24 protein-coding genes are annotated in these 21,263 nt (G+C 68.3%); 10 read left to right on the plus strand and 14 right to left on the minus strand.

Features of this window, described 5'->3' with window-relative positions; all coding sequences use genetic code 11:
- Window position 1 precedes the first annotated feature (1 nt).
- Window positions 2–1,003 (minus strand): KpsF/GutQ family sugar-phosphate isomerase, encoded by a 1,002-nt coding sequence (locus AC5P67_RS07545; protein ID WP_033835544.1) that lies wholly within the window; start codon window positions 1,001–1,003, stop codon window positions 2–4.
- Window positions 1,004–1,057: 54 nt separating this feature from the next.
- Between AC5P67_RS07545 and AC5P67_RS07550 the strand changes: the two genes are divergently transcribed.
- From AC5P67_RS07550 to AC5P67_RS07560, 3 genes are read left to right on the plus strand one after another with little or no spacing between them, the layout of a single operon-like run.
- Window positions 1,058–1,288, plus strand: coding sequence for a BolA family protein (locus AC5P67_RS07550; protein WP_005408396.1), 231 nt, complete (start codon window positions 1,058–1,060; stop codon window positions 1,286–1,288).
- Window positions 1,289–1,309: 21 nt separating this feature from the next.
- Window positions 1,310–2,581, plus strand: a complete 1,272-nt coding sequence (murA, locus tag AC5P67_RS07555) for a UDP-N-acetylglucosamine 1-carboxyvinyltransferase (protein ID WP_049397530.1) — start codon at window positions 1,310–1,312, stop codon at window positions 2,579–2,581.
- Window positions 2,578–2,895 (plus strand): hypothetical protein, encoded by a 318-nt coding sequence (locus tag AC5P67_RS07560; protein ID WP_005408398.1) that lies wholly within the window; start codon window positions 2,578–2,580, stop codon window positions 2,893–2,895. Before murA ends, AC5P67_RS07560 begins: the two co-directional genes overlap by 4 nt.
- Window positions 2,896–3,034: 139 nt before the next feature.
- Here AC5P67_RS07560 and AC5P67_RS07565 read toward each other — a convergent pair whose 3' ends face one another.
- The 7 genes from AC5P67_RS07565 to purM all read right to left on the minus strand — a co-directional run bounded on the left by AC5P67_RS07565 (window position 3,035) and on the right by purM (window position 7,959).
- Window positions 3,035–3,718 (minus strand): DUF3108 domain-containing protein, encoded by a 684-nt coding sequence (locus tag AC5P67_RS07565; RefSeq protein ID WP_005408399.1) that lies wholly within the window; start codon window positions 3,716–3,718, stop codon window positions 3,035–3,037.
- Window positions 3,719–3,720: 2 nt separating this feature from the next.
- Window positions 3,721–4,542: a DUF3108 domain-containing protein gene (locus tag AC5P67_RS07570; RefSeq protein WP_005412504.1), complete on the minus strand. Its 822-nt coding sequence runs from the start codon at window positions 4,540–4,542 to the stop codon at window positions 3,721–3,723.
- 67 nt (window positions 4,543–4,609) lie between these two features.
- The gene (gene purN / locus AC5P67_RS07575; RefSeq protein WP_099527776.1) at window positions 4,610–5,269 is read right to left on the minus strand and encodes a phosphoribosylglycinamide formyltransferase; all 660 of its coding nucleotides are present in this window, start codon (window positions 5,267–5,269) and stop codon (window positions 4,610–4,612) included.
- On the minus strand, window positions 5,266–5,928 hold the full coding sequence (locus AC5P67_RS07580; protein ID WP_049397533.1) for a DUF2238 domain-containing protein: 663 nt from the start codon (window positions 5,926–5,928) through the stop codon (window positions 5,266–5,268). The genes purN and AC5P67_RS07580 overlap by 4 nt, the downstream gene beginning before the upstream one ends.
- Before the next feature lie 41 nt (window positions 5,929–5,969).
- On the minus strand, window positions 5,970–6,392 hold the full coding sequence (locus AC5P67_RS07585; RefSeq protein WP_005412507.1) for a hypothetical protein: 423 nt from the start codon (window positions 6,390–6,392) through the stop codon (window positions 5,970–5,972).
- Complete coding sequence (locus AC5P67_RS07590; RefSeq protein WP_005408404.1) at window positions 6,389–6,877, minus strand: hypothetical protein; 489 nt, start codon at window positions 6,875–6,877, stop codon at window positions 6,389–6,391. The genes AC5P67_RS07585 and AC5P67_RS07590 overlap by 4 nt, the downstream gene beginning before the upstream one ends.
- 23 nt (window positions 6,878–6,900) lie before the next feature.
- Window positions 6,901–7,959: a phosphoribosylformylglycinamidine cyclo-ligase gene (purM, locus tag AC5P67_RS07595; protein WP_033835549.1), complete on the minus strand. Its 1,059-nt coding sequence runs from the start codon at window positions 7,957–7,959 to the stop codon at window positions 6,901–6,903.
- A gap of 99 nt (window positions 7,960–8,058) precedes the next feature.
- Here purM and AC5P67_RS07600 point away from each other — a divergent pair, with 99 nt between their 5' ends.
- From AC5P67_RS07600 to hda, 3 genes are read left to right on the plus strand one after another with little or no spacing between them, the layout of a single operon-like run.
- Complete coding sequence (locus tag AC5P67_RS07600) at window positions 8,059–9,198, plus strand: DUF2066 domain-containing protein (RefSeq protein WP_049403272.1); 1,140 nt, start codon at window positions 8,059–8,061, stop codon at window positions 9,196–9,198.
- Entirely contained in the window at window positions 9,195–10,364 is a 1,170-nt protein-coding gene (locus AC5P67_RS07605) for an AI-2E family transporter (RefSeq protein WP_005408407.1), read from the plus strand. Before AC5P67_RS07600 ends, AC5P67_RS07605 begins: the two co-directional genes overlap by 4 nt.
- Complete coding sequence (hda, locus tag AC5P67_RS07610) at window positions 10,364–11,071, plus strand: DnaA regulatory inactivator Hda (RefSeq protein WP_005408408.1); 708 nt, start codon at window positions 10,364–10,366, stop codon at window positions 11,069–11,071. Before AC5P67_RS07605 ends, hda begins: the two co-directional genes overlap by 1 nt.
- A gap of 492 nt (window positions 11,072–11,563) precedes the next feature.
- Here hda and murU read toward each other — a convergent pair whose 3' ends face one another.
- The 4 genes from murU to AC5P67_RS07630 all read right to left on the minus strand — a co-directional run bounded on the left by murU (window position 11,564) and on the right by AC5P67_RS07630 (window position 15,192).
- Window positions 11,564–12,274, minus strand: coding sequence for an N-acetylmuramate alpha-1-phosphate uridylyltransferase MurU (gene murU / locus AC5P67_RS07615; RefSeq protein ID WP_005408409.1), 711 nt, complete (start codon window positions 12,272–12,274; stop codon window positions 11,564–11,566).
- Window positions 12,271–13,296 carry an aminoglycoside phosphotransferase family protein gene (locus AC5P67_RS07620; protein WP_495214454.1) on the minus strand — a complete coding sequence of 342 codons (1,026 nt, stop codon included), beginning with the start codon at window positions 13,294–13,296 and terminating at the stop codon, window positions 12,271–12,273. The genes murU and AC5P67_RS07620 overlap by 4 nt, the downstream gene beginning before the upstream one ends.
- Before the next feature lie 64 nt (window positions 13,297–13,360).
- Complete coding sequence (locus AC5P67_RS07625; RefSeq protein ID WP_099498037.1) at window positions 13,361–13,630, minus strand: GlsB/YeaQ/YmgE family stress response membrane protein; 270 nt, start codon at window positions 13,628–13,630, stop codon at window positions 13,361–13,363.
- A 68-nt stretch (window positions 13,631–13,698) separates the two neighbouring features.
- On the minus strand, window positions 13,699–15,192 hold the full coding sequence (locus tag AC5P67_RS07630; protein WP_099527779.1) for a M20 family metallopeptidase: 1,494 nt from the start codon (window positions 15,190–15,192) through the stop codon (window positions 13,699–13,701).
- A 199-nt stretch (window positions 15,193–15,391) separates the two neighbouring features.
- On the opposite strand from AC5P67_RS07630, the gene AC5P67_RS07635 reads away from it, so the two are divergent.
- The 4 genes from AC5P67_RS07635 (at window position 15,392) to AC5P67_RS07650 (ending at window position 18,542) form a co-directional block, all read left to right on the plus strand.
- Complete coding sequence (locus AC5P67_RS07635; protein ID WP_024958219.1) at window positions 15,392–15,718, plus strand: ComEA family DNA-binding protein; 327 nt, start codon at window positions 15,392–15,394, stop codon at window positions 15,716–15,718.
- A gap of 352 nt (window positions 15,719–16,070) precedes the next feature.
- Window positions 16,071–17,156, plus strand: coding sequence for a L,D-transpeptidase (locus tag AC5P67_RS07640; RefSeq protein WP_049459154.1), 1,086 nt, complete (start codon window positions 16,071–16,073; stop codon window positions 17,154–17,156).
- A gap of 17 nt (window positions 17,157–17,173) precedes the next feature.
- A complete protein-coding gene (locus tag AC5P67_RS07645; RefSeq protein WP_005408415.1) occupies window positions 17,174–17,899 on the plus strand; it encodes a murein L,D-transpeptidase catalytic domain family protein in 726 nt (241 codons plus the stop codon).
- A gap of 34 nt (window positions 17,900–17,933) precedes the next feature.
- Window positions 17,934–18,542 carry a HutD/Ves family protein gene (locus AC5P67_RS07650; RefSeq protein ID WP_005412516.1) on the plus strand — a complete coding sequence of 203 codons (609 nt, stop codon included), beginning with the start codon at window positions 17,934–17,936 and terminating at the stop codon, window positions 18,540–18,542.
- A 147-nt stretch (window positions 18,543–18,689) separates the two neighbouring features.
- On the opposite strand, the gene AC5P67_RS07655 is transcribed toward AC5P67_RS07650, so the two are convergent.
- Both AC5P67_RS07655 and AC5P67_RS07660 read right to left on the minus strand, forming a co-directional pair.
- The gene (locus AC5P67_RS07655) at window positions 18,690–20,294 is read right to left on the minus strand and encodes a sulfite reductase subunit alpha (RefSeq protein WP_087803690.1); all 1,605 of its coding nucleotides are present in this window, start codon (window positions 20,292–20,294) and stop codon (window positions 18,690–18,692) included.
- Entirely contained in the window at window positions 20,291–21,262 is a 972-nt protein-coding gene (locus AC5P67_RS07660) for an FAD:protein FMN transferase (RefSeq protein ID WP_099527784.1), read from the minus strand. The genes AC5P67_RS07655 and AC5P67_RS07660 overlap by 4 nt, the downstream gene beginning before the upstream one ends.
- Window position 21,263 lies beyond the last annotated feature (1 nt).

Genomic DNA, 21,263 nt, shown 5'->3' on the forward strand with positions numbered 1-21,263 from the left:
GTTAAACCACCCGGGCCCGCAACAGGTCATGAATGTTCAGCGCGCCCACCGCGCGGCCCTGGCCATCAACCACGATCAGGCCGGTGATCTTGTGGGTCTCCATCAGGCGGGCGGCCTCGACCGCCAGCTGGTCGGCGCCGATGGTGCGCGGGTTGCGGGTCATCACGTCGGCGATCTTCGCCGTGCGCACATCCAGCGCGCTGTCCAGCGCACGGCGCAGGTCGCCGTCGGTGAACAGCCCGATCAGCACGCCGTCGGCGTCAACCACGGCGGTCATGCCCAGCCGCTTGCGGCTCATTTCCACCAGCGCCTCGCTGAGGCTGGCGTCGGCGCCCACGCTGGGCAGGTCGTCGCCGGTGTGCATGACGTCGGTGATGTGCAGCAGCAGGCGACGGCCGAGGCTGCCGGCCGGGTGCGAGCGGGCGAAGTCATCGGCGGTGAAGCCACGTGCATCGAGCAGGGCCACGGCCAGTGCATCGCCCATCGCCAGCGAGGCGGTGGTGCTGGAAGTCGGTGCCAGCGCCAGCGGGCAGGCCTCGGCCGGCACGCTCACGTCCAGATGGATGTCGGCGGCGGTGGCCAGGCTGGACTGCGGGCGGCCGGTCATGGAGATCAGCAGGTTGCCCTGGCGCTTGAGCACCGGCAGCAGCATCAGCACCTCGTCGGACTCGCCCGAATAGGACAGGGCCAGCACCACGTCGTCTTCGGTGATCATGCCCAGGTCACCATGGCCGGCTTCACCGGGGTGCACGTAGAACGCCGGCGTACCGGTGGACGCCAGGGTGGCGGCGATCTTGCGGGCGATGTGGCCGGACTTGCCCATGCCGGTGGCGACCACCCGCCCGCGGCTGGCCAGGATCGCCTGGCAGGCCTGCTGGAAGGCCTCGCCGAGGCGGTCGGCCACGGCATCCAGGGCCTGCCGCTCGATCTCGAACACGCGGCGGCCACTGGCAACCAGGCCGGCAGGGTCGACGGAACGGGGGGGCAACAGGGATTCGGCCATGCGGACGCCACGCAGCGGAAGTAGAATGGACCCACATTTTATTAGGAAAGCCCGTTGGACGCCGACACCATCCGCAATCTGATCGAAACCGGCCTGCCTGGCGCCCGCGCCGACGTGCAGGGCGACGATGGCGTGCATTTCGAAGCGACCGTGGTCTGCGAGGCCTTCGCCGGCAAGATGCCGCTGGCCCGCCACCGCATGGTGTATGCCACCCTGGGCGACCTGATGGGCGGCGCGATCCACGCGCTGGCGCTGAAAACCGTGACCCCGGCCGAAGCCGGCTGAACCGCAGAAGATCCCGAATACATGGCCAAGATCGTTGTGACCGGCGGCGCTGCGCTGCACGGTGAAGTGAGCATCTCCGGCGCCAAGAACGCCGTCCTCCCCATTCTCTGCGCGACCCTGCTGGCCGATGCGCCGGTGGAGATCACCAACGTGCCGCACCTGCACGACGTGGTCACCACGGTGAAGCTGCTGGGCGAGCTGGGCGCCAAGGTCACCATCGACCAGGGCACGCTGTCGCGCGGCAGCGCGATCGTGGTCGACCCGCGTCCGGTCAACCAGCACGTCGCACCGTATGAGCTGGTCAAGACCATGCGCGCCTCGATCCTGGTGCTGGGCCCGCTGCTGGCCCGCTTCGGCGCCGCCGAAGTGTCGCTGCCGGGCGGCTGCGCGATCGGCTCGCGACCGGTCGACCAGCACATCAAGGGGCTGCAGGCGCTGGGCGCCGAGATCGTGGTCGAGAACGGCTTCATCAAGGCCAGCGCCAAGCGCCTGAAGGGTGGCCACTTCACCTTCGACATGGTCAGCGTCACCGGCACCGAGAACGTGCTGATGGGCGCAGTGCTGGCTGAAGGGACCACCGTCCTCGACAACTGCGCGATGGAACCGGAAGTGACCGACCTGGCGCACTGCCTGATCGCGCTGGGCGCGAAGATCGAAGGCCTGGGCACCGCCCGCCTGGTGATCGAGGGCGTCGAGCGCCTGTCCGGTGGCCGCCACGAAGTGCTGCCCGACCGCATCGAGACCGGCACCTTCCTGGTGGCCGCGGCGATGACCGGTGGCAAGCTCACGGTCAACCGTGCGCGCCCGAACACCATGGACGCGGTGCTGTCCAAGCTGGTCGAGGCCGGTGCGAAGATCGAGACCACCGACGACAGCATCACCCTGGACATGCAGGGCAGGCGGCCGAAGGCGGTCAACCTGACCACCGCGCCGTACCCGGCATTCCCGACCGACATGCAGGCGCAGTTCATGGCGCTCAACTGCGTGGCCGATGGCGTGGGCGTGATCAACGAAACGATCTTCGAGAACCGTTTCATGCACGTCAACGAACTGCTGCGCCTGGGCGCGGACATCCAGGTTGAAGGCCACACCGCCATCGTGCGTGGCAGCGAGCACCTGAGCGGCGCACCGGTGATGGCGACCGACCTGCGTGCGTCGGCCTCGCTGATCCTGGCCGGCCTGATGGCCAGCGGCGATACCACCATCGACCGCATCTACCACCTTGATCGCGGCTACGAGAACATCGAAGAGAAGCTGTCTTCGCTCGGCGCCACCATCCGGCGCGTGCCATGATCCTGCGCGGCAAGTTCAGCCCGCGTCGCAAGGCGCTGCTGGCCCTGGTGCTGATCGTGCTGGCGTGGCTGGGCTATGCCTGGTACGCCAACATCGCCATCACCCAGGGCATCGAGCAGAAGGACATGGACTGGAACGGCGACGGCACGGTCACGCGTGACGAGATCATCGAGTCGTTCTATGCGGTCGCGGTGAACGACAGCCAGGACGGCAACCGTCATTGCCGCACCTTTGTCTGGCGCAGCACCGGCGAGCAGATCCGCGTGGACTGCCGCACCGAGTTCAAGCCGGCGGCGGCCGAGGAAAAGAAGTAAGAAAAACGCCCGCGAAAGCGGGCGTTTTCTTTTCGCGGGGTCCGGGGTCGGAGCCCTTTCCATCGGAAAGGGCTCCGACCCCAGCCACACAACCGGGGTCAGAGCCCATCCCCGAGGGGATGGGATCCGACCCCGGCACTCAGTTCATCGCTTTGATGGTCAGGTCCAGCGCATCGCGGCCGCTCTCACGCTGCAGCATGCGCGCCGGCACCGGGAAGTCCGGCACGATCCAGGCGATCAGCTCCTTGTTGCCATCGGCGCGCGAGACCTTGGTGGCTTCGTAACTCTTGCCGGCCACGGTGATCGATTCCTTGCCGATCACGCGGTAGGTCATGTTCTTGATCCGGCCTTCGTCCACCATGCGATAGGTCAGCGGCTTGCCGGCGGCCAGGTCACGGGCGATCGCCAGGTTGATCAGCAGCGCGTCCATGTCGCCTGCTTTCAGCGCGATGGGGCCCGCACGGTCCGGCTTGATGTCGCCGGTCCAGGTGGCCTGGTTGCTGGTCCAGTTGTAGTTGGCCTGCACGTTGCGCTTCTTCACCAGCAGTGCCGAACGGTCCTGGCTGCTGAGCGGGCGCAGCTGGCCGCGCACTTCCTCGAACACCGTGCTCTGGCTGAGGTCGGCCAGCTGGTTCTTCACCTGCAGGCTGTAGCGCCATTTGTTGCTGCCTTCGCTGGCCAGGGTCATGGTGCCGTTGGCCTGCATGCCCATGTAGCTGGCCAGGTAATCCGCCTTGAACGGTTCCAGCGCCATGGCCGGCAGACTGGCCACGGTCAGGGCAGCGGCTGCGATCCAGGTGAGGGGGCGGGTCAGGGTATTCATGCTCAGACTCCTTGGTATTCGATCAGGCGCAGGTCGACGCGGTCTTCGCCGTCTTCGCGTTGCAGGATGCGCACCGGGGTGGGGACACCGTTGGCGATCCAGAGAATGGTTTCGTTTCTGCCACCGTTGGTCCGGTAGACCCGCAGCGCGTTGTAGGACAGGTCGCCGACCTCGACGTTCTCGGTCTGCGGCGCGGCCTGGTAGTCGTGTTCGCGGACCTTGCCCATGTCCACGTAGCGGTAATGCATGGTGGCGCCCGGACGCGCATCGCGCATGATGGCCAGGTTGATCAGCAGCGCGCTCTGGTCGCCGGCCCGCAGCGGAATCGGCTGCGCGCGCTCCTTCTTGACGTCGCCGGTCCATTGCGCGGTGCCGGCCTGCCAGTTGTAAGTGCCCACGGCCTTCTTGCCCAGGAACAGGCCCTTGCGCACCGTGCTCTGGCTGAGCGGTGCGTAGACGCCACTGCGCTCCTCGAACACCGTGCTCTGCTCGATGTTCAGGCCGAGCACGCTGGCAAAGCCGCGGCGGCCGACCACCTGCATATCCACGCGCCACTGGCTGCCGCCGGTGTGGGTGACCTGCATGCTGGCATCACCCGCTTCCTTGCCCTTGTAGAAGGCCTGGTAGGTGGCGGTGAACGGCTGCAGCGGCGGCGGCTCCCAGGCCAGTGCCGGCAACAGCGGCACACTGGGCTCGTTCGGTGGCAGCGCAGCGGGTGTGGGCGGCGGGGAAGCCGCAGGCGGCTGCGCCTGGCCCCAGCCCACAGCGGGAAGCACGGCAAGCGACAACAGCAGTGAAGTGGACAGCAGCGTCGTGGTCTTCATGGAGGACAGGAACCGCGGGAGGGGGCAGGATGCCAGCCCCGCAGTCAGCGGGGCGTGTGCAAGAGCGTTACCGGTTCAGGTTTCCGGCGGAATCTAGGGCCAAGGGGCTAAACAGGGGGTGACCGTCCAGCCAGGGCTGACCCTTCCGTTCAGCCAGGCGGCCCTCGCACAGCAGCTGCAGTGTGGCGATCAGCAGCGGATGCTCCACCGCAAGCACGCGTGCGGCCAGCGCCTGCGCGTCGTCGCCGGGCCGCACCGGCACGCGGGCCTGCGCCAGCACCGCGCCGGCATCCAGTTCGGGGACCACCAGGTGCACGCTGGCGCCATGCTCGGCGTCACCGGCCTGCAGCGCCCGCGCGTGGGTGTCCAGGCCCTTGTGCAGCGGCAGCAGCGACGGGTGGATGTTGACCAGGCGGCCATCGAAACGCTGCACGAAGGCCGGACCAAGGATGCGCATGTAGCCGGCACAGACGATCCAGTCCGGCTGTACCGCGGCAAGCGCATCGCCGAGCGCCTGCTCGTAGCTGGCGCGGTCGCTGAATTCCTTCGGTGCATGCGCCCAGCGCAGGCCGGCATCGACACGCAGCAGGGCCTCTGCGGCGGGGCGGTCGGAGAACACGCCGACCACCTCGGCCGACAGGCGGCCGCTGCCGATCGCGTCGAGGATGGCCTGCAGGTTGCTGCCGCGGCCCGAGGCGAGCACGGCGATGCGGGTTGGGGCGGTCATTGCAGGGAACTCCGGCGGATCAGAGGCCAGGTCAGCAGGCTGCCGACGGTCGCCATCAGCATGTCGGCATGCGCATCCCACATGTCACCCTGCTGGCCGTTGTAGGCTTCGGCGGCATCCGGCGACAGCGCCAGCGCGATGGCCCATTCGAACCATTCGTAGACCAGGCTGGCACACATCACGGTCATCACCGCCAGGGTGAAGGCCTGGCCCAGGCGCAGCGCCGGCCACGCATGACGGGCCAGCTGCAGCAGTGCGGGGGTGAAGCAGACGCCGAACAGGAAGTGGATGAGGCGGTCGAAATGGTTGCGCTGCCAGCCGAAGGCCGCATTCGGCGACCAGCCGGTCAGCATCTGCGCCCAGGCGTCGTAGGGCACGTTGGAATACAGCCAGCGCGCCGCCACGCAGTGCAGGGCGATGAAGCCGCAGATGGCGATGAAGGCGCCGTTGCCCAGCCAGCCGCCGCGGCGGTCGACCCACAGCAGCGCGGCCAGACCGACCACGGTCAGCGTGCTGTGCAGGGCCTGCTCGATGGGCCACAGCGGGTGGATCCAGCTGATCGCGAAGACAGCCAGTACGGCGGCGAAAGCCCACTTCTTCGGGACCGGGAAGCGGCGGGTGGTGGGCGAATCAGACGTCGGGAGGGCAGGCGCGGACATGGGAAATCGATCAGATGAGGACGGGGCGTCTGCCGGCAGGTTCAGGCACTGAGGTGATCACCGCGGTCGAACAGCGCAGCCATTTCCGGCTTGGACAGGAACACCCAGGCATAGGCGGCCAACGCCATGCCCAGTGGTCCAGCCAGCACGCCCAGCCACGCCGCGCGCTGGCACCAGGCCAGCCCGGTGCGATGTGACAGCTGGCGCGCGGTGTGCAGCTGCACGAACCCCAGCACGGCGGCCAGCACGGCGATGGACGCATAGACCGTGGTCAGCATCCAGGCATCCTCCAACCCGCGCGACTGGGCCACCCAGCCGCTGAGGCCGAGGAACGCCACCGCGGCGACCCAGTGGAAACCGGCCAGGGCGTAGAACAGCACTCTCAGTGTCTGCAGATGGCTGGTCAGCTGCAGCTGCGCCAGGGTCTGATGCGGCAGCGGCGGTGGATTGCCGGAGGCGGTCATGCGGTCGCGGCGGGAAGGTCGAAGGCGGCCTTGACCTGCGGGCGCAGCAGGGTGATCAGGCTGAACACCCCCAGCACCGTGCCGACCGGCGTGAACAGGCAAGCCAGGCCAGCCGCGATCAGGCACAGCAGATGGCGACGGCGGCGGGACAGGCAGCGGCCGGCATAGGCCACGAACGCGCCCAGCGTGATGCCACCGAACACGACGACGCAGCCGAGAACGGTGAACACCCAGCCCATCAGGCGCTGTTCCTCCAGCGAGGAGGGCTCGCCGCCGGACTTCATCGGCAGGCTGCCGGTCAACGCGGCGATGCCGATCACGATGTGCAGGATGAAGATCAGCGAGAACAGCACGATCAGGCCACCGACCACGTAGTGTGCGATGGCCAGCATGCGCAGGTGGTCGGCATCCTGCGCGCTGAACGGCGGTACCGTCGCCAGCGGCGGCGGCACGGGGGCGGGCGACAAAGGGGGCGTTGCGTCCATGCGGGGCTCCTGGGTTGCCGGCGTCAGCCGATGTGGACGCGTTCGGCGCCTTCGGCGGTGACCACCTGGCCGATGGTCCAGTGCTCCAGGCCCTGCGCCTTGACTGCATCGGAAACGGCAGCCACCTGGTCCGCTGCGACGATCAGCACGAAGCCGATGCCGCAGTTGAAGGTGCGCCACATCTCGCTGTCGGCCACCGCGCCTTCCTTCTGCAGCCACCGGAACACCGGCGGCAGGGCCCATGACGACGCCTGGATGTCCAGGCCGAGGCCGTCGGGCACTACGCGGATGATGTTCTCGGTCAGGCCGCCGCCGGTGATGTGGGCCATGCCATGGATGGCCTCGCCGTGCGACTTCAGCAGCGACAGGATCGGCTTCACATAGAGGCGGGTCGGTGCCATCAGCGCATCGACCAGCTTCACGCCGCCTTCCAGCTCCAGATCGGCCGGGCGACCGGCGCGGTCGTAGATGCGGCGCACCAGCGAGTAGCCGTTGGAGTGCGGGCCGGAGGAGGCGATGCCGATCAGCACGTCGCCGGCGGCCACGCTGGCGCCGTCCTTCAGCTCGCTCTTCTCCACCGCGGCGACCGTGAAGCCGGCCAGGTCGTATTCGCCGGGGGCGTACATGTCGGGCATTTCAGCGGTTTCGCCGCCGATCAGCGCACAGCCGGCCTCGGTGCAGCCGTTGGCGATGCCGCCCACGACCGCTGCGGCGGTGTCGATGTCCAGCTTGCCGGTGGCGAAGTAGTCCAGGAAGAACAGCGGTTCGGCGCCCTGCACCAGCACGTCGTTCACGCACATGGCGACCAGGTCGATGCCGATCGTATCGTGGCGGTTCAGCTGGTGGGCCAGCTTCAGCTTGGTGCCCACGCCGTCGGTACCCGACACCAGCACCGGCTCGCGGTACTTGTTGGACAGGTCGAACAGGGCACCGAAGCCACCCAGGCCGCCCATCACTTCCGGGCGGAAGCTGCGCTTGACCAGGGGCTTGATCCGCTCGACCAGCGCATTGCCGGCGTCGATATCGACCCCCGCGTCACGATAGGTGAGGGGGGAGGGGGCGGAAGACGGGGTGTTGGTCACGGGCGTCGGCGCTGGCAGGGGTTGAACGGGCGATTTTAACAGGCCGCATTGGCGCAAAGGCCGTATTCGGGCAACAATTCCCCCGGATACGTCGAGCCAATGGATGTCCTGATGCGCCGCAGCCTGATTCTGACCCTGCTCCTTGCGCTGAGCCTGCCGGTGGCCACGATGGCCCAGAGCGGCCTTCGCACCGAGGGTGATGTCGCCACCGCCAGTGGCGCGTACGAGGCCGAAGTGCCCGTCAACAGCCAAGCCGAGGCCGATCGCAACGGCGCCCTGGCCCGCGCCCTGAGCGTGGTACTGGGCAAGCTGTCCGGCGACCGCAGCGTGATGTCCCGCCCCGGCGTGGTGCAGGCGCTGCGCAACGCCAAGGACTACGTGGCCAGCTACGACTACAAGCAGGACCAGAGCGTGGGCGCCAGTGGCGCCCCCAGCTTCCGTACCCTGCTGGTGGCCCGCTTCCGCGAGGATGATGTCGACTCGCTGGTGTCGGCGCTGGGCCTGCCGCTGTGGCCGCAGCCGCGACCGAAGCCGGTGCTGTGGCTGGCTGTCGACGATGGCAGTGGCCCGCGCCTGGTCAGCGTGCAGCAGGCCAACGCCGCCCGGCCGTTGCTGAACCGCGCCATCGAGCGGGGCTACAAGCTGGGCCTGCCCAGTGGTGGCGCCGCCGAACAGGCGCTGGCGGGTGCGATCTGGCGCCAGGACAGTGCCGCCGTGGCCCGTGCCTCCTCGCGCTACTCGCCGCCGATGCAGCTGATCGGCAAGTTGTACCGCGCCAATGGCGGCTGGCAGGCGGACTGGGTGTTCGTCGACAACGGCCGTGAACTGAACAAGTGGACCAGCAAGGACGCCAACGCCATGCGCGCGATGGCGGCCGGTGCCGACGGCGCCGCCGATGCGCTGGTCAAACGCTATGCCAAGGCCGGCGCCGCCGTCGGCCAGGCCGGGACCTACCGTGTGGTGGTCACCGGCATCAACAGCGCCGACGACTACCTGCGTCTGGCCGCCGGCCTGCGCGAGGTGCCGGTGGTGCGCAATGTCACCCCCCTGCATGCCTCGGCTGGCCAGCTGGAGCTGAACCTGGAGATGACCACCGGCCTGGCCGGCTTCAACCGCATGCTGGGCGACAACGGCGTGCTGGTGCCGAGCGCTCCGCTGCCGGCCCTGCCCGCTCCGATCGACGACACCACCGGTACTCCGGTGGCCGCCCCGGTCAGCAACGAGTACCGCCTGCGATGACTCTGACCCCGGAAGCGGAAATCGCGCAGTTCCTGCGCCGCCTGAAATACATCCTGTTCGCCGGCCTGATCGGCTGGGTGGTGTGGCTGCTGGCGCCGATCCTGACCCCGTTCGTGCTGGCGCTGGCGCTGGCCTGGCTGGGTGACCCGCTGGTGGACCGCATCGAGGCCACCGGCCGCTCGCGCATGACCGGCGTAGTGCTGGTGTTTGCGGCGATGGTGCTGGTGATCGTGGCGCTGCTGCTGGTGCTGGTACCGATGATCGAGCGCCAGATCACCACCCTGATCGCGGTTGCCCCGCAGGCACAGGCGTGGCTGATGGAGAAGGGGATTCCCTGGTTCGAGCAGAAGACCGGCCTGGAAGTGATGCAGTGGCTGGACCCGGACCGCCTGATCGAATGGGTGCGCAGCCACTGGCAGCAGGCCGGCGGCTTCGCCACCACGTTCATGGGCTACGTCTCGCGCTCCGGCTTCGCGATGGTGACCTGGGTGGTCAACATCCTGTTGCTGCCGATCCTGGCGTTCTACTTCCTGCGTGATTGGGACAAGCTGGTTGAGCGCGTGGCGTCGGTGATTCCGCGCAACCACATTGGCACCATCAGCGCGTTGGCGCGTGAGTCCAACGAGGTGCTGGGTGCGTTCATCCGCGGCCAGTTCCTGGTGATGCTGGCACTGGGCGTGATCTATGCCGGCGGCCTGTCGCTGGTCGGCCTCAAGCTGGGCCTGCTGATCGGCCTGATTGCCGGTCTGATCAGTTTCATCCCGTACCTGGGCGCGACCACCGGCGTGCTGATGGCGGTGATCGCCGCGCTGGTGCAGGCACAGGGCTTCGACCTGAAGCTGCTGATCCTGGTCGGCGTGGTGTTCACCGTGGGCCAGCTGCTGGAGAGCTACGTACTGACCCCACGCATCGTCGGCGACAAGATCGGCCTGCACCCGGTGGCGGTGATCTTCGCGGTGATGGCCGGCGGCCAGCTGTTCGGCTTCCTCGGCATGCTGCTGGCGCTGCCGGTGGCGGCGGTGACCAACGTGCTGCTGCGCTACGCGCACCAGCGTTACCGCCAGAGCGAGCTGTACGTGGGCGAGAAGCCGGCAATCGTGCTTGACGGCGTGGTCGATGCGCCCCATATCATCGTTCCGAACGAAAAAGGCCCCGACCTGAAGTGATGGGTGTGCCGCAACTGCCGCTGGCCCTGCATTACCCGCGGGACCAGCGCCTGGAGACCTTCATCGGCGCGCCGGATGGCGCGCTGGCGCAGCTGCGCGCGATCGCGGTGGGTGCCAGTCACGATTGGGTCTACCTGGAAGGTGCGGCGGGCACGGGCAAGACCCACCAGGCGCTGGCGATGTGTTCCAGCGCCGAGCAGGCAGGGCGCCTGCCGACCTATGTGCCGCTGGCCAGTGCGGCCGGCCGCGTGCGTGCGGCGCTGGATGGGCTGGAGGCGCGTGAGCTGGTGGCGCTGGACGGCCTGGACGAGGTTGCAGGCAACCGCGACGACGAGATCGCGCTGTTCGATTTCCACAACCGCGCGCGCGCCGCGGGCGTGACCGTGCTGTACACGGCGCAGAAGGCGCCGGAAGCGCTGGGCCTGGTGCTGCCGGACCTGCGTTCACGGCTGGGCCAGTGCGTGCGCGTGCTGCTGCAGCCGCTGGATGAGGAGGGGCGGGCAGCGGTGCTGCGCGAACGCGCGCTGCGACGCGGCCTGGCGATCGACGAGGCATCCATCGAGTGGCTGCTGTCGCACACCGGGCGCGAGCTGGGTGGGTTGATCACGCTGCTGGACTGGCTGGACCGCGAGTCGCTGGCGGCGAAGCGGCGGATCACCGTGCCGTTCCTGCGCCAGGTGCTGGAAGAAGGCCGGCCCCGCTACTGAGGGTGGGGTTTGTTTGCAGGGCTGCGCCCTGCACCCGCCGAATCAACGTCAACGTCAAAAGCTGGCCATCTCCGTGGGATGGCGGGGTGGGTCCGGTTGCGGGGGACGCTGCAAGTACGTCCATGTAAGCTCGGTCGCCGCATCCATGCGGCTCACGCCCCCGCAACCGGACCCACCCCGCCTTCGACAGGTTCCCGCGATCTGCCGGGACTGCGTACTGCACTGCTGACTGCTGACTGCTGTTGGTGGGTGTCGACCTTGGTCGTCACCAGAGCAAGCGCAGCGAAGCGACCCGCTTTTGCTTTTCTTTTTTCTTTTCCGTGGCTGGACGCCCACGGAAACTGTCAGAGGCCGGGCGGGGTGGGTTCGCGGGGGTGTCCGCGGCATGGATGCCGCGGCCAAGCCCCCAGGGACGGGTCCACGGCGTCCCCCGCGAACCCACACCGCCCGGCCAAGCACGGCTGTTGATTTGAGCGACCAGCCACGAGGGGCTCAGCCGTTCGCCGCCAACTCAGCATCCAGCGCACGAAGCCGATCCACGGTGCCGACATCGGTCCAGCGCCCCCGATGGTGCTGTCCCGTCATCAACCCCTGCGCCATGAAATGCTTCTGCAGCGGCACCACCGAGAACTTCGGCGGCAGCCGCTCGCTGCCCGGCGCCTCGCCGATCACCGTGCGCCAGTCGGCCACGATCGAAGGACGGTACACGCCGATGCCGGCATAGGTCAGGCACGGTCCTTCGCGATCGTGGTGCAGCACCCCCTGCGTATCGAGGCGGTAGTCACCGTCCGCGTGCTGAACCGGATTGTCGACCAGCACCAGGTGCGCCTGGCCCCGCGGCTCGCGCGGCAGCGTGGCGAAATCGAAATCGGTCCAGATGTCGCCGTTCACCACCAGGAACGGGGCATCGCCCAGCACCGGCAGGGCGTTGAGGATGCCACCGCCGGTCTCCAGCGGGGTCGCTCCTTCGTACAGGAAATGCAGGTGCAGGCCCCATTGGCTGCCATCGCCCAGCGTCGCCGGGAACTGTTCGGCCAGCCATGCGGTGTTGACCACCACCTCGCGCACGCCGAGTGCGGCCAGGCGTTCCAGGTGCCAGACGATCAACGGCTTGCCAGCCACTTCCAGCAGCGGCTTGGGCGTGTGCAGGGTCAGCGGGCGCATGCGCTCGCCGAGGCCGGCGGCAAAGACCAGCGCCTTCATCGGGCCACGCGCATCGGTGCACCCAGCTCGGCCAGCGCCGGCTTGATGCGCTCGTCCAGCAGCTGCTGCAGCGGTGCCAGTTCCCGATAGCGCGGCAGTACTTCATCCAGATAGGTGACGAAGCGCGGTGCGTCGTCGAGGTAATGGCCCTTGTTGTCGCGGTAACGCAGCCGGCAGAACAGGCCCAGGATCTTCACGTGGCGCTGGATGCCCATCCAGTCGGCATCGCGCAGGAAGGTGGCGCGGTCGGGCACCGGCAGACCGGCGTCGCGGGCGCGCTCGTGATACTGCGCCAGCCACTCGTCCACACGCTCCAGCGGCCAGCTAAGGAACGCGTCCTTGAACAGGCTCATCGCGTCGTAGGCGATCGGGCCGCGCACCAGGTCCTGGAAATCCAGCACTGCGGGACCATTTTCGACCGGCATCAGATTGCGCGGCATGTAATCGCGGTGGGTCATCAGCTGGGCCTGGCCCAGCGCGTTGTCCATCAAGCGGCGGTGTACCAGCTGCAGCCCTTCGATCTCGCCGCAGTCCAGCTCCAGGTTCAGGTGGCGCTGCAGGAACCATTCATCGAACAGGCCGGCATCGCGCTGCAGCAGCGCCTCGCCGAACTGGCCGAAGTCGGCCGGCACCGGGATCGCCTGCAGGCGCAGCAGCTGTTCGATCGAACGACCGAACCATTCATCGGCATTGCGCTCGTCGAGGATCCTGGCCAGGGTCGGGCCGCCGAGATCTTCCAGCAGCAGGAAGCCGGCATCCAGATCCTGCGCCAGCAGCGCGGGCACGCGCAGGCCGTTGTCGTGCAGCAGGCCGCGCATGCGCAGCCACGGCCGCGGATCTTCCAGTCCCGGCGGTGCATCCATCACGATGTGGCTGCCACCGGTGCTGGTGGTACGCCAGTAGCTGCGCATGCCGGCATCGACCGAGGCGCGTTCGACCACCGCGCTGGCATCATCGAGCTGGGCACGGGCCCACTGCAGGCGCTGCGCGCTGCGCTGGGGATCGGAGGCGGGTTCGGTCATGCAGGCATATCCGGGCGCGCCGGGCGCGCCAACGTCGGGAACAGGAAGGGAAGGAGGGACGGGGTCAGCGACGGCCGCTGAACAGGCGCAGCACGGCCAGCACGGCCACCGCACCCACGACCGCACCGAGGAAACCGGCCGGCTCACCGGGGGCGTACCAGCCCATGTACTGGCCGAACCAGCCGGCCACCAGGGCGCCAAGGATGCCCAGCACGATGGTCAGCAGGCAGCCCATGCGGTTGTTGCCGGGCATGAGGAAACGCCCGAGCAGGCCGACGAAGAAGCCGACCAGGATGATGTAGAGCCAGCTGCTGCTGCCGAACAGACCATTCATGCGCGCGATTTCCGCCAAGGGTGGACGCAGCCTAGCAAGGCCAGGCTGCGTCCGTCACGGGTGCAGGATCAGCAGCAGCCGTGGTCGCCGTGGCGGGTGCCGCTGTCGGCAGCCACCGGCGAACCGCTGGTCTCGCCGCGCAGGCTGGCCGCGTAGTGCTCGCTGATCACCTTGGACACGCAGGCGGTGACCTTCTTGCCCATCGGGATGTGCAGGAACTCGTTCGGGCCGTGCGCATTGGAGTGCGGGCCGAGCACGCCGGTGATCATGAACTGGGCACCCGGGAACTTCTCGCCCAGCATGCCCATGAACGGGATCGAGCCGCCTTCGCCCATGTACATCGCCGGCTTGCCGAAGAAGGCCTGGCTGGCGTCGTCGATGGCCTGGGTCAGCCACGGCGCCATGGCCGGGGCGTTCCAGCCGGTGGAGGCCTTTTCCAGGTCCAGGGTGACCTGCGCGCCGTTCGGCGGGTCGCGCAGCAGCACTTCCTTCAGCAGCTCGCCGCAGGTCTTGCCATCGGCCGTCGGCGGCAGGCGCAGCGACAGCTTCACCGAGGTCTGTGGGCGCAGCACGTTGCCGGCCGATTCCAGCGGCGGCATGCCACCGACGCCGGTGACCGACAGCGCCGGGCGCCAGGTGCGGTTGAGCACCAGCTCGGTGAGGTCCTCGTTCATCGGGCGCAGGCCGTCGACCATCGGGAACTTCTCGAAGATCTCGGTATCCACCACTTCGGCGGCGCGCTTGGCCTGTTCCAGGCGTTCGGCCGGGATCTCGACGTTCATGCCGTCGATCAGGATGCGGCCGGTCTCCTGGTCTTCGATGCGCGAAAGGATCTGGCGCAGCAGGCGGAAGCTGGACGGGATCACGCCGGAGGCATCGCCGGAATGCACGCCTTCGTTGAGCACCTTCACGGTGAAATTGCCGCCGGTCAGGCCGCGCAGCGAGGTGGTGCACCACAACTGGTCGTAGTTGGCGCAGCCCGAATCCAGGCAGACCACCAGCGACGGCTTGCCGATGCGGTCGGCGAGGTGGTCGACGTAGGCTGGCAGGTCGTAGCTGCCCGACTCTTCACAGGCTTCGATCAGCACCACGCAGCGCGCGTGCGGCAGGCCTTGGGCCTGCAACGCCAGCACGGCGGCCAGCGAGCCGAAGATGGCGTAGCCGTCATCGGCGCCGCCGCGGCCATACAGCTTGTCGCCGCGCAGGACCGGGGTCCACGGGCCGAGGTCGTCGTCCCATCCGGTCATTTCCGGCTGCTTGTCCAGGTGGCCGTAGAGCAGGATGGTGTCGTCGCCGGTCTCGGCGCCGGTGGCCGGAATTTCCAGGAAGATCAGCGGGGTACGGCCTTCCAGGCGCACCACTTCAACCTTCAGGCCAGGCAGCTGCTGGGCCCTGGCCCAGTTCTCCATCAGCGTGACCGCCTGTTCCATGTAGCCGTTCTGCACCCAATCGGCGTCGAACATCGGCGACTTGTTGGGAATGCGGATGTAGTCGACCAACTGCGGGACGATCTCGCTGTCCCACTTGTCATTGACGAATTGGCCGAGCTTGGCGCTGTCCATCTGAAACTCCGGTTGCATGGGCTGATCCGGCCATTCTACGCCTGTGCCACGGGTAGGGTTTTTCCTACATCACGTCGGGTATTTGGCTGGCTTACGGAAATCCGGGAAACCGATAGGCTGTGTGCATGTGGTGACGGACACTGTTCCTACCGACGGGATTGCCGGTCGGGGCGGCCAGAATCACAAGGAGATACACGTTGTGCCTTGGTTTGTCGTGTTGAGGGCACTGGTGCTGGTCATGGGGATCGCTGGGGCGCATGCCGCCGAACCGATCGACATCAACCGCGCCGATGCCCAGGCGCTGCAGCAGGGATTGACGATGGTCGGAGCCGCCAAGGCCGAGGCGATCGTCGAGCACCGGCGCAGACACGGCCCGTTTCATCGCGTCGAGGACCTGACGCAGGTGAAGGGGATAGGGAAAGCAATCGTCGAACGGAATCGACAGCGGATCACCGTAGGCAACAGGTTGTTGCCGGCGGATCCGGTACCCGGATCGGTACCGGTGCGGACCGTACCGAGGCGCTGACAGCAGGAATCGTCGGAACCGGCAGGAAGCTGGTTCAGCGGTCACGGACAGGACGGCCGTGACCACCGACCGCCGCAGGACGCGGCACCAATCACCAGGATGGTGGCATCACAGACCTGTGGAAGGGGCTGAGATACAAACAGGACAGACGCGGCCGCGTGCAGGATGCAACGCTACCCCCACAGCGCAGGATGCGAGGGGGCGGCAGCAGGCCGACAAGGACGTAACGATTGCCCGGTACGACACATGGCTGTGTCGCCGGGCAGTTTCATTTCCGGCGCCTGGTTTTGCCGCGGCCACCACGGGCCGATGGTGTACGGTGGCCGCACCGCATGGAAAGGACTCCCGCTGGATGCTCCCGCTCCGCCCCACCACCCTGATGCTCGCCCTTGCACTGGCCCTGCCGCTGCTGGCCCATGCCGCTGCGCCGACAGCGGCTGCCAAGCCCACGGCTGCCGCAGCCAGCAGCGCTGAAGTGCGCGGGCCGACCGACCTCAAGCCGGGCGAATACCTCTGGCATCCGGAAATCTCGCCGACCGGCCCGATCGTGCTGGTGGTCAGCCTCGATGAGCAGCGCGCCTACGTCTACCGCAACGGCATTGCCATCGGCCTGACCACGATCAGCTCGGGCAAGGCCGGGCACGAGACGCCGACCGGCGTGTTCACCATCCTGCAGAAGGACAAGGACCACAGGTCCAACCTCTACAACAGCGCGCCGATGCCGTACATGCAGCGGCTGACCTGGGACGGCATCGCCCTGCATGGCGGCAGCCTGCCCGGGCATCCCGCCTCGCACGGCTGCGTGCGCCTGCCGCAGGCCTTCGCGCAGAAGCTGTTCAGCGAAACCCAGCGCGGCGATACCGTGGTCGTGGCCGATGCCAAGAGCTCACCGATGACCCTGGCCTATCCGTCGGTGCTGGCGCCGGTGAACGCGCGCGGTCAGGCGCTGCCGGAGGCCGAGGGCGGAGCCCCGGCACAGGCCTGGTGGGACGACAGCGCGGCGCCGGCCGGGCAGGTCGGCATCCTGGTCAGCCTGCACGACCAGCGCCTGTACGTGCTGCGCGATGGCGTGATGATCGGCGAGTCGCCGCTGAAGGCTGACGCCCTGCCGGCGTTCCAGGGCACCACGCTGTTCGTGATGGGGCAGGGTTACAGCGACACCCCCAGCCCGCTGGACGTGAACCAGCGCCTGCACCAGTGGACGGCCTACCCGTTGCTGGGCCAGGACCGTGCCCAGGCCACGCCGGACCTGCTGGCCACGCCCTCGCTGCCGATGGCGCTGCCGCCGGATTTCGCCCGCCAGCTGTACCAGGTGCTGGTGCCGGGCACGACCCTGCTGGTGACCTCGCTGCCGGCGGTCCGCCCAAGCCCGGCTGAATCCGGAATGCAGCCGGTCTTGGAATCCGAGCCGCCAGGGTCCACCCTCAAGGGCAACTGAGTGCCCTCGTTGTGCCCATGACTGCATCCCGCCTGTGCCGGCTGGCCGCGTTCGGCCTGCTGGCGACCTCGGCCAGCGCCCCGGCGCTGGCACAGACGCCCGCCCTTGCCACCAGCGCCGATGATCTGGCTGCCCTGCTGTCGCGCAGTGCGCCCAAGGCCGACCGCCACGTGTTGCAGCTGGCGGCGCACGCCATGCGCTGTGCGCTGCAGCGGCCGGAACTGGGCATCAATGGTGATCGCCTCAGCGTGATCGACTATTCGCGCCCGTCCACCGAGCCGCGCCTGTGGGTGTTCGACCTGGCCCACCAGCGCCTGCTGTTCGAGGAGTGGGTGGCGCATGGCCGCAACAGTGGCGAGAACCGCACCGAGCACTTCTCCAACCGCGATGGCAGTTTCATGTCCAGCCTCGGCGCGTTCACCGCGCAGGAGACCTACATGGGTGGCAATGGATATTCGCTGCGCCTGGCCGGGCTGGAACCGGGCTTCAACGACCGCGCGCGTGACCGAGCCATCGTCATCCATGGTGCGCCATACGTGAACCCGGCTGCCGCGCAGCTGCAGGGGCGGCTGGGCCGCAGCCTGGGTTGCCCGGCGGTGCGCCTGTCGGTGGCCAGGCCGCTGATCGATGCGTTGCGTGGCGGCACGATGGTGTTTGCTTACTACCCCGACCAGGATTGGCTGAAGCACTCGCAGCTGCTGGCCGGCGGGTGCGGTGGCCAGGGCACGCTCGCCACGCGGTGATGCACGACGGCGCGCGGCATGATGCAATGCGCCGATGAACATCGACTCCCTGCTGCACACTCCGAGCCAGGTGATCTCCAGCCTGGACTACCGCCGCGAACGTTGGCGCAACGGCCTGGGCTGGACCCGCGAGATCCTGCGCCTGCCCGCGCAGGGGGATGACTGGGCGCTGCGCCTGTCGGTGGCCGAAATCGAACAGGATGCCGCGTTCTCTGCCTTCCCCGGCGTGGAGCGCGAACTGGTGTTGCTGCAGGGCAATGGCGTGCGCCTGCGCTTCGACGATGGACGCGTGGCGGAAGTGCTGCCGCCACACGGACGAGTGCGGTTTGCTGGTGAGGAGACACTGCACGGGGAATTGGTCGATGGCACCACCCACGACTTCAACCTGATGTGGAAGCGCGAGCTGCTGCAGGCCGAACTGCTGCACCGGCCGCTGGTGGGCGCGATGTTCTTCTTCTGCGAACCGGGCGTGGCCTGGGCGCTGCATCTGCTGGCCGGTCAGGCGGAGTTTGGTGCTGACAGCGGGCTGCCGGCGCTGCAGGCGGGCGATACCGCATGGTTGGCGGCCGGCGAACGTCAGCGGCACGCGTTGCAGGGCGGTGGCGAGTTGCTGGCGATACGGGTCAGTGCAGCAGCGGGATGATTGCTGGGCGCCGGTGGGCGCCATCCACGCATGGCGTGGATCTACAGCTGTGCGGTTGTCATCATGCCTGGGCACGCCGTCATGGTGCGGCTGTGGTTGGGGTCAGAGCCCTTTCCTGCGGAAAGGGATCCGACCCCGACGGTTCGTTCAATACACATCGCGCCGGTAACGACCGGCCAGCAACAGCGCTTCCTTGCCCGCAGTACCCAACACCTGCTCGATCACCGCATCCACCGCCGGGGCCATGCCCTGCAGGCTGCCGCAGACCAGGATCGTCGTGCCTTCATCCACCCACTGCCGCAGCGTTGCCGCTTCGGCCAGCAGCCGGTCCTGCACATAGCGATGCGCGCCGCCATCTCGGCTGAACACCGCATCCAGCCGCGCCAGCGTGCCGTCGGCCAGCATCGCCTGCAGTTCTTCACCGAAGTGGAAGTCGTGCGCGGCGGTACGCTCGCCAAACAGCAGCCAGGTGCGGCGCGCGCCACTCCGGGCACGTTCGTGCAGGTGCGCGCGCAGGCCGGCGATGCCGGTGCCGTTGCCGATCAGCAGCAGCGGCACATCGGCGGGCACGCCATGGAAATTGTCGTTGCGGCGCAGACGCAGCTGCACCGGTTCGTCGATGGCCGCGTGGTCGCACAGCCAGCCACTGCCGATGCCCGGTGTTCCATCGGCGCGCAGTTGGCGGCGCAGCAGCAGCTCCACCGCACCGTCGGCCATCACCGAGGCGATCGAGTACTCGCGATGCGGCAGCGGCTGCAGGGTCGCCAGCAATGCAGGCAGATCACCCGGGGGAACCAATGAGGGCAGGTGCGAGCGCGCGACGCGTGCCAGCAACGTCTGTCCGTCATCCAGCACGATGTCCGCGTCAAAGCGTTGTGTGTCCAGCCAGGCACGCACGGTGTGCGATGCGTGCTGTGGGCCGATTTCGGCGATGTCACCGGCCTGCCATTGCGCCTCTGCGTCGGCTGGGGGCTGCAGGCGCAACCAATACACGGGGCCGCCGGGGCTGCCCGGGTTCAGATGCTCGCGTTGCAGCAGCGTCCACGGCTGGTACTCGGCCGGACTCCAGTCGGGCAGTTCGCTGGCGTTACCGCCGAGTTGTCCCAGCAACTGCTGCCAATGGCGCAGCGCCGCCGGATCGGCGTTGTCGACTTCGATTGCATCGAACAGTGGATGCGCGCCGTGCCGGCGCAGCCATTGGTCGAGCTGGTGACCGAATCCGCAGAAGTGGCCATAGCTGCGGTCGCCCAGTGCGAGCACGCCGTAGTGCAGATGCTGCAGCGAGGGCGGCGTGGCCATCACCCCGCGCAGGAACGGCAGGGCGTGGTCGGGCGGATCACCTTCGCCGGTGGTGCTGGCGATGAACAGCGCGCGCTGGCTGTCGGCCAGCAACACGGGGTCGACCTCATGCAGTCCGCGCACGCGCACGGGCACGCCGGCACCGCGCAGGGCCTCGGCACTGCGTTCGGCCAGTTCGCGGGCGAAGCCGGTCTGGCTGGACCAGGCCAGCAGGATGGGCGCGGTGTCTCCGCTTGCGGCATCGTCGCGCGGGCGCCCACGCCACCACAATGCAGCGCAGGCCAGCGCGTACAGCACCGTGGAGAGCACCGCGATCTGCGACTGCCGCGCCGGTGGCGCGCCCTGCCACCAGGCCTCACCGAGGTGCAGGCGCAGCAGCGCCCAGCCGATCAGCGCCAGCAGAAGCAGGACCAGCGCGTTGCCGAGCCACGCGCGCGACGGCCGGGTACTCATGGGCTCTGCTCGTCGAGCAGGCGCTGGAAGGCGCTGCTGAGGAATTCCTGCGGGCCGTCTGCTGCACGCTGCAGGTAGCGTGCAGCCAGGCCTTCGCGCTCGGCCAGCGCCATGCCCTGTTCGCGGCCCAGCACGGTCAGTGCGGTGGCCCAGGCATCGGCGTGCATGGCGTCGTCGGCCACCACGGTGACTGCCGCGGCAACCTGGCGCACCGGTCTGCCCGAACGCGGGTCCAGGCTGTGACTGTAGGCCTCGCCATCGACCTGGTACTGGTGCCAGCGATCGCCGGAGGTGGCCACCGCCTTGCCCTCCAGCGCCAGCACCCGCGGCGGGTTGTTGGTGTGCGCATCTTCTTCCGGCGCGGACTCCACCAGCACGCGCCATGGCTGGCCGTCCGGTTTGCGGCCGTAGCCGGCCAGTTCGCCGCCGACTTCGACCAGCGCGGCAGTGATGCCCTGTGTGCGCAGCCACGCAGCGACATGGTCGACGCCAAAGCCCTTGGCGATCGCGGAGAGATCCAGTTCCAGCCCACCCGGTTGCAGCAGCGCATCGTCCTGCCACTGCAGGCGCTGCCAACCGCAGCGATCGCGCGTGGCCTGCAGGGTAGCGTCGTCGGGCTGGCGGCGTTCACCGGCATGCGCACCGAAGCCCCACAGTGCAACCAGCGGACCGACGGTGGGATCGAAGGCGCCGCCACTGGTGGACGCGATCGCCTGTGCGCAGGCCAGAACGTGGCGGGTCTCGGCCGGCAGCACGCACCATTGGCCCGCGTCGGCGCGGTTGTAGCGGCTCAGGTCCGAACCGGGCTCCCAGGTACTCATCTGCGCGACCACTTCGTCCAGCCGCGCCTGGATGCCGGCGTGCAGCGGGTGCAGGTCGCGCTGGCGCGGCGCGACCAGCGACACGCTCCAGGTGGTGCCCATGGTGGTGCCGCCGAGGCGGGCGATGTCGAGCAGGGAATCGGTCATG

Source organism: Stenotrophomonas sp. YJH_SMC_21, from assembly GCF_059369555.1.